Annotated in this window: 6 protein-coding genes; 1 reads left to right on the top strand and 5 read right to left on the bottom strand. The window is 33.8% G+C overall.

From position 1 onward, the window contains the following. Positions 1-295: 295 nt before the first annotated feature. The gene (locus GOQ24_RS09430) at positions 296-1,462 is read left to right on the top strand and encodes an immunity 26/phosphotriesterase HocA family protein (protein ID WP_160339555.1); all 1,167 of its coding nucleotides are present in this window, start codon (positions 296-298) and stop codon (positions 1,460-1,462) included. 377 nt (positions 1,463-1,839) lie between these two features. Here the strand turns inward: GOQ24_RS09430 and GOQ24_RS09425 are convergent, their stop codons facing one another. The 5 genes from GOQ24_RS09425 to GOQ24_RS09405 form a co-directional block, all read right to left on the bottom strand. Then, positions 1,840-2,433, bottom strand: coding sequence for a calycin-like domain-containing protein (locus tag GOQ24_RS09425; protein WP_160339554.1), 594 nt, complete (start codon positions 2,431-2,433; stop codon positions 1,840-1,842). A gap of 53 nt (positions 2,434-2,486) precedes the next feature. Beyond that, positions 2,487-3,575, bottom strand: coding sequence for a DUF4903 family protein (locus tag GOQ24_RS09420; RefSeq protein ID WP_160339553.1), 1,089 nt, complete (start codon positions 3,573-3,575; stop codon positions 2,487-2,489). A 12-nt stretch (positions 3,576-3,587) separates the two neighbouring features. After that, positions 3,588-5,084, bottom strand: a complete 1,497-nt coding sequence (locus GOQ24_RS09415) for a leucine-rich repeat domain-containing protein (RefSeq protein WP_160339552.1) — start codon at positions 5,082-5,084, stop codon at positions 3,588-3,590. Positions 5,085-5,102: 18 nt separating this feature from the next. Next, positions 5,103-5,780, bottom strand: a complete 678-nt coding sequence (locus GOQ24_RS09410) for an HmuY family protein (protein WP_243731264.1) — start codon at positions 5,778-5,780, stop codon at positions 5,103-5,105. A gap of 43 nt (positions 5,781-5,823) precedes the next feature. After that, positions 5,824-7,846: TonB-dependent receptor plug domain-containing protein (locus GOQ24_RS09405; RefSeq protein WP_166520732.1), on the bottom strand; the 2,023-nt coding region annotated here is incomplete at its 5' end.

Genomic DNA, 7,846 nt, shown 5'->3' with positions numbered 1-7,846 from the left:
CGAGTTCGATTCTCGGCGACTCCACAGAAACAAAAGCCTAACTATTGATAAGTAAATAGTTAGGCTTTTTTTATACTCGGATTTGTACGCTTTTATTCTGAGGATACTTTTACATTCATATTTATTTTGAAGCGATTTTATATTAATATGAACAGTAGACTACACACTTTGAGAGATTATATCTAATTTTTACTATATATAGATTCCTCATTTTATATTTAATCCTTGGTATACCTTCTTTTTTATCTTTATTTTTACGAAAAGTCTAAGAAATAAAATATTAATTCGAAAAAGAATGGATACTCCAACTTTTGAACTTTCAAATGAACAACGTACTTATTTAGGCCTTGAACTAGTTGAACCCCATTGGGAACGCGTTTCGTTGTTTGACAAATATTATTACTTTGAGGGAGATACGATACGCAAAGAAATAAGCGTGGGAGAACAAGGCTATACTGAGCGTAGTCTCCATGAAAAAACAGCAGTGAATCGAAGTATCCTCTTGCCTAAAACAGCTAAAGGCAAGAGCAAAAAGCTCAATTTTACGGCCTCTCAATCCTTTAAAGGTATTGGTGTTTATTTTTCCTTTTGGAATGAATACCTAACGCTGTCAAACTATACCACTCAGACCTCATTTTACAGCGAACAGCTGCCCAATCAAAAGCTAAAAGACCTACCGCTGTGGTTAGACCAATGGATCGCGGATACCACTCCTCAAGAGTTAGAAGCGATTAAACAATTTAGCCAAGCCCATCGACAGCACTGCAAGTATGCTGAGGGTGACTTTTTTACTTTCAAGATAGGAAGAAAACAATGGGGTTTTGGGCGTATCCTCCTTGATGTTCAAAAGCAGATTAAAACCAATAAAATAAAGCGTGACGAGCACTTTGGATTGACGAATCTCATGGGAAAATGTCTTCTTGTCAAGATATACCATAAAATAAGCAATACTCAAAACGTAGATTTACAAACACTTGCTCAAACACCTGCGCTACCTTCTCAAATTATCATGGATAACCATTTTTACTACGGACAAAATCCAATAATTGGTCATCTTCCTTTACAAGCACAGGAGTACGATATGCTGATTTCTTATAGTAAAAGTATTAGTAGTGACTCACCACGAACAGTTTATCTTCAATATGGGATGCTGTTTCGTACCCTAGATGTGCAAGTGTTTGATCGCTATCTCCTACATGAAGATGACAGCCTTTATCTGGGCTATGAAGAAAATCCGTATCGCAAAGAGAATTCGGGCTTTGGTTTGGATACCGATAGCCTTGAAGACTGTATCAAGGCAAACTCGAATCTCCCATATTGGCAGAGTGAAGCCGCGAAATACGACACCCAGTTTGATCTAAGAAATCCAGCCAACCTTGCTATAAAACGAGAGATATTTAAGGCTTTTGGCTTAGATGCAGATAAAAGCTATGTAGAAAATTTACAACTAATTAATAACTAAAACCTAAAGTTAGAAAATGAATTAGACCGCTATGAATAAAAATATTGAAGCATCGATTAATGGCTGCGTCTAAATCCTGATGCTAAAAGATAGAATAAAGATAAACAACGGTATCTTTCACGATACAATTGAAAAAGTTCCCAAAATGTAAAAGTACCTAATAAGCTAGGTTTATATTTTTGAATTGTGAAAATAATTCCTTGAAAATCAGGAACTCAATCTAAGGAGTAAGTAAAGTAATGTCTTAAAACTTTAGCAGTTTCCTTTAATTAAACAAAATGAAAATAGTCGAAGGTTTAACCTCCGACTATTTAAGTGAAAGACATTTTATTAATTAACTAAACAGAGGATATCTATTCCAAAAATTAATTCGTTTTCTATTTGGTTCCTGTAAAATCTACATCGGCATTAATTACCATAGGCCCCCAAGTGCTATTTGCAGTAAAGTTTAACTGCATAAAGTAACTAGTGCCATTTTTTGCAATAGTTCCATCTACATCAATAGTTGAATGTGCCCCTAAAACACTAAAGCCGTCTACTTGTGTCCCTTGAAAATGAATCATATTTCCACTTTCGATATAAGGAATATCCTCCATCGCAATTTCAATATTTGCAGGCATTTTCCCAACTTTAAAGGGTTCTATAACTAAACCAATGGTTTGATTGGTTTCATCTACAGTAAAAGTAATATTCTTATTTTGCACATCAGCATAATCACCAGGTTGTGATCCTGCTAGCATGCTGTTTATCACATAAGTACCTGTGTAAACCCCTGTATAATCACCAGCTGCAAACGTCGTATAACGACTGCTATTTAGTGCTGTTTGCTGATTAAATAAATCGTGAAAAAACGTTTTGTTTTCTACCTGTTGATTTAACGATTGATCTTGATTATCATCTGTGCTACAAGAACTTAAGATTAATACTCCTAAGAACAGAGAGAAAGTGGTAATAAATTTAAAATTCTTCATACTATTATTGTTTTATAAAGGTTAAGAATGATATTTTTTGTTTAGTTACTCTTTTATTTACTTCCAACATTGATTGTAAGTTTTAATCCTTGATTAAAATGAATGTCCATTTCTGTTAATCTAAGATTAGCATATTGGTAATTATCCCCAAGCCAATCTGACGAACGCCACAAACCAGTTAATATCGCCCCTTCACTTGTTTGACCATCGACAATTACCTTGGCGATTCTCGGCATTTTACACTGTAAAAGCTTAGTGTGAATGGGGGTTTTCCAAGTTTGATAAATAGGTGGATCAGGGTTAAATAAGAAATCAATATCACCGTCAAAAACAACGGTATACTCTTTTCCATTCAATTCAAAACGGATGGGATTTAGCTTACCTTTAGTTTGATTAGGGGTGTTCATATCATAGCTGAAACTCAAAGGAATAGCAAGATCTATACTATTATTTTCTGCATCCGTGAAGGTAGCATTGAATGATTGATTCGAAAAATTAAACATTTTATTTCTCACTTTATCAATCTGTCGATGTATATCATAATAGTTATCCAAAAGCGCTAAATACTGATCTACAGGATGAGCATCGTAGGGTTGGTCTGGAGAGATTGAAGTCACACTCATCAACTTAAAGTTGATATCCATAAAAATTTCATTTGTATTGGGATTATAATACCCATTTACTTCAGCACTAGGGCTTGAATCATATTGGATTCGGTCGCCTTTTTCATTGTATATATAGGAACCGGCAGTCGCTTTTGTACTGCGACTACCAAAATAAATCCAATTCTTTTTTTCCGGATAGGCATCCACATACTTATTTATTATATCAAGTTTTCCACTAATAGTAGCGGCTAAAGGCATATTACCAAATTGAAATTCGGGCATTTCAAAATAAAGTTTATTGGGTTCGTTAATGTTATAGTTAAACTTAAACTTCACTGGCATTCCCTTCTCTCCTACTGTTCTCTCTCCATTAGAACGAAAAGCTCGGGTATAGATAATAACCTCTTTATTTTTAAATTTCTGTTCAAAGAGATTTTCTTTCTCTTTTTCTAATTCCACTTCAGATTCCGAGGTACTACAACTACCGAGCAATGCAAATAGGCAAAAAACAAAGGTAAAATAGATCGTTTTTTTCATACTGTATTGTCTTTATAAAATAGTTCCATTTTTATCCATCTTTTGAGTATTCACCCATCTTCCTCTTGCATTTGGCCCGCAATAATAAAACGCTGCATTAGGGGTTGAAGCTTCTAATTTGTGCATTAGTTCAATACTTTTTTCTTTGTGAGTTGTAAGCATACTTTGATCAAAAGAGAGGTTGATTTTATGTTCAACTGCTGTTAATGTTTTAGGAAATTGTACATTCCAAGCCGGTAATCCCCTAAAAGAAGAAGTTCCCCAAAGTGAGTTTATGTGTGAAAAATCCGCTTTTTGTAATTTGGGTAAATACAAAAGTTTGATTTGTCCCCACTGCATATCGGATAATTTGCTCTTTGGTACGATAATTTCTTCTAAATCCAAACAATTGGTAATTATTAGATCTGACATTGTTAAGGCTCCACCTACAAACCAATCTGCACTGCTACTTAAATCAAGGGTTTTAAAACCAGACATAAATTCTAATTTTAGTCGCTTCAAAGAAGTACTGGTAATCTTAACTCCTTTGGCTATATGAAAATTTCGCATCCATAACCAAGTAACGCCATTATCTGGAATTTTTAAATAACGAATACTTTTATTTTTCGCTTGATGATTATTGTTTAGATCTACCCAACTAGCCCCGTAATCTTTATGTTGTAAAACATATTGGATTCCTTCATAATTCTCAATCTTAGACGTTTTGTACTTATCATCGGTCTCTTCTAGATACAGATAGGTATTGTCATACGAATCAGGATCTTTAGTTTCATCATAATTAGGATCTTTATTCTTATGCAAACTAATATACTGTCCTAGGTGAAACTCAGCTGTATTTTCTGGAATTCGCAAAGGAGTTGCTATATCTAACAAATCACCAGAACCAGGAAACAAAGATGGAAAGGTTTCCTTCATATACTCCCTTAAAATAGGATCTGGAATCACTCTCTGTGTGGTATATTTTTTTAATTCTCCCTGAACAAGCATCTGCATATCTACTGTTTCCTTATCCACAGCTTCTTTATTTGTTTTATAAAAATCTAAAACCTCCTCCATATTAAATTTAGCACTCTCAGGTAAATACAATTTATCTAAAGTCAACAGTTTAAGATTAATAAACTCATATAATTCATTTCCTTGTAATTGAATTCCCGTAAGTGTAGAGGGTAAAACAGCAAAGTCAAATTCAGTATCCAACTTATTATCCGCTAAGTTTATTTGCTTTAAATTTTTAAAGGCTTTAATTCCTTCTAGGTCACTGATTTGTTGAGAAGAAAGATTTAGTTCTTGTGTATCTTTTACTTTTTGATCAATTTTAATAGCATTACCTTCAAACATATACCCTAATGACTTAAGGGCTAGTATTAAATTATTATCTTTTATTTCTAAGGTTTCAACCGGTTCATTATCTGGTTCAATCTCTTTTTTAGTATTATCGTCAGAGGAACAAGACATAAACTGCACCATTAAAAGTAAAATAGCTGTATAGCTTACTAGTTTTTGATTCATAATTATCGTGTTTTTAGTTTAAAAAATTTCATCACATTTATAGCTAATTAATCCACCACTCTCCCCAATTTCAAGTTCAGGGTCATACCAACTAATAATCAATAGTTTAAAAAACCGCGTTCCTTCGGCACTGCGAATAATGTATACATGATACGAGGGTTGATAAGAAGGTGGAGGACCCGAAAAACGCAAAGCATTCGCAAGCACTAAATTAGCTGTAGATTTCATCTGTTTTGGACCACTGTTGGGATCAAACCAAGGGTCTGTGTTTCCTGTCTTACTACTTTCTAAAATCCACTGCTCTTGACTCATGGTAATATTAACTAGTGTATCGGTAACAAAAACGGCATGAGGTGGAATTTGTGTAATTGAAGTTATACTTTCATAGGAGACTAATCCCATGTCATAAGCTCCCCCTTTTCCATTACCACTTAAACCGCTATTTGTTCGTATATTAAATCGATTAAAGGCAATGTCCCAATCCATTCTACTCTTTTGCTCCCCTTCAACAATAGGACGGTCAGCGGATCGAAAGAGTGAATCACCAGATGAAAAAGGGTTTAAAAATTTATCATCTCTAAGGTTATAGTACAACCAATCATTGCTATAGGCTGTAATTCGAGGTAAGTTTTTACCATCGTAGGGCAGCGCATCATATTCTACACAGGCCATAGGCAAATGAATTAGAAGTATCATGCACGCAATTTTATGTAGTAAAGGCAAGTGGTTTTTCATTTGTTTAAAATTTATATTCAACTTGTAGGAATACTCTTCTACCTGGAGTTGCAGGAATATTGAACATAGATACCCCCGCTCCGAGTAAAGAAGGTTTATAATTAAAAATATTATCCATCCCTAGGGTCAACTTGTAGTGCTTGTAAAAAGTTTGATTTACAACCAGATTGGTCATGGAATACGTAGGTAAATCCACTTCAAAATAAGCATCCTGCGCTTTGCCATCAATCATTAATTTATCTTGAACATTAAATTTCTTAGCTCCAATTAAGTTAGTGTTTGTTGTAATCTTTAAATCATAGTTTTGACGGGTTAAGCTATATTCAAGTTGAACATTAGCATTATGAGGCGAGGCAGTATTGAGTTGTACTCCATTTGTTTTGCTTACATGAACAAAAGAATAGGACCAATTCAGGGCTAAGTTATTATTGATTTTACCTTTTCCTAGAATATCAAATCCCTTAATATTGCTTTTATTTAAGTTTTGATATTCAAAATTATATTGAAATTCAAATACCCTCCAAACTCCTTCTATCTTATCCCTGAAGTAATTTGCATAGGCGTTTACATTAATGAATAAACCGCTACTTTGAAATTCTGTTGAAAATGAAACATAATTGTTTTTCTCGGGTGTCAAATCTGGATTACCTACGATTTGGAACATACCTAAATGATCCCAATCAAAAAACTTTTCCTTTATCGTTGGAATACGATAACCTGAAGCATAATTTAATCGAAAAGAGATTTGCTCTTTCAAATCATATTTAATGGAAAATTTTGGAGCTACATTCGTACCAAACAATTCATTATAAGAAGACCGAAGCCCTAGAGCTATTTTAGTATTTTTGATTCCGGAGTATTCATCTTGAACAAAAGATTCGATTTCCTTTGATTCTCTTTCTGTTAATGTGCCCGCTCTTCCGAATCGATCACTAATTAATTTTTCAACATTTTGCTCTACTCCTATTGTAATTTGGTGCTGTTTCAAATAATTCGTTACAAATCTTAATTTTGGCTGAAGAAATTTCGAATCATATTGCTTTTTGCGCTCATCTATACGTTCATGTCTTTTATATCTTTTATAGGTATCCGTGTGTAGACTAGCGGTAAATTCACCCCAATTCTTTAATCTATATTTGGCTTTTATTCCTCCAGATAGATCTTCAGTTTGATTAAACAAAAGGTCTTGAATAAGATCATAAGAATTCATATAGAAATAAGTTCCATATACTTGAAAATGAAGATTTTCTAAAGGATCAAAGTATATCTTTTGGGAAATATTTACAAATTCGTCACCTTCAATTCCTAAAGGAGGTCTTTCAACATAACTAGTTATGACCGTATCACGTAATAGACCTATACCGGGATTTTTTCGAAACGTTTTTTTATCATATCCCGATTGGAATAAATAGTAAGCATCTGTACTGGTATATTGAACATCTGTTTGTAAGCTTACTTTGCCTAAATTACTGCCCATAGATAACCACCCTTGCAAATTAGGACGATCTACATTTTTCTCATACATATACAAGAAATCAGATTTTTTAGGGTTTTTATAGTTTCTCTGATTCATTTGTGCATATCGTACGCCTGCTGTTAAGGCAAACTTCTTATCTGTTTTTTTGGTAATTAAGTTAATAACAGCACCCGAGGCCATAGAACCATATAAAATGGAAGAAGCACCTTTAATAATTTCTATATGGTCAACAGAATGAATATTAAAACGTTGATAATCAAGATTTCCGGCCATTTCTCCTGTTAATTTCTCTCCATCAATGAGAAATAGAATATTTCTGGCATCTAATCCTGCTACATTTACATCAGTTCCAAAACCTACTTTTTGAAAATTCATACCTGGAATCTCACTCATTAAAGCATCTTGAATCCCCGTAAAACCAGCCTCAGCCATTTTATCTCCTGAAATAACTTGAATTAGTACGGAAGATCCTTTTGTCCGTTTTGTTGTACTTTTGGATGTGGTTATCACAATATCGTCAATTAGTTCACTCTCAGATTTAAGTTTAACT

Origin of the sequence: Myroides sp. LoEW2-1 (assembly GCF_009767705.1) — a bacterium.
GTDB lineage: Bacteria > Bacteroidota > Bacteroidia > Flavobacteriales > Flavobacteriaceae > Flavobacterium > Flavobacterium album_A.
Note: the sequence above shows the minus strand (reverse complement) of the source record. Positions and strands in the feature narration are given on the sequence as shown.

Coding starts and splice junctions, on each gene's coding strand:
- GOQ24_RS09430 (WP_160339555.1), top strand. CDS start 296: ATGGATACTCCAACTTTTGAACTTTCAAATGAACAACGTACTTATTTA.
- GOQ24_RS09425 (WP_160339554.1), bottom strand. CDS start 2,433: ATGAAGAATTTTAAATTTATTACCACTTTCTCTCTGTTCTTAGGAGTA.
- GOQ24_RS09420 (WP_160339553.1), bottom strand. CDS start 3,575: ATGAAAAAAACGATCTATTTTACCTTTGTTTTTTGCCTATTTGCATTG.
- GOQ24_RS09415 (WP_160339552.1), bottom strand. CDS start 5,084: ATGAATCAAAAACTAGTAAGCTATACAGCTATTTTACTTTTAATGGTG.
- GOQ24_RS09410 (WP_243731264.1), bottom strand. CDS start 5,780: ATGATACTTCTAATTCATTTGCCTATGGCCTGTGTAGAATATGATGCG.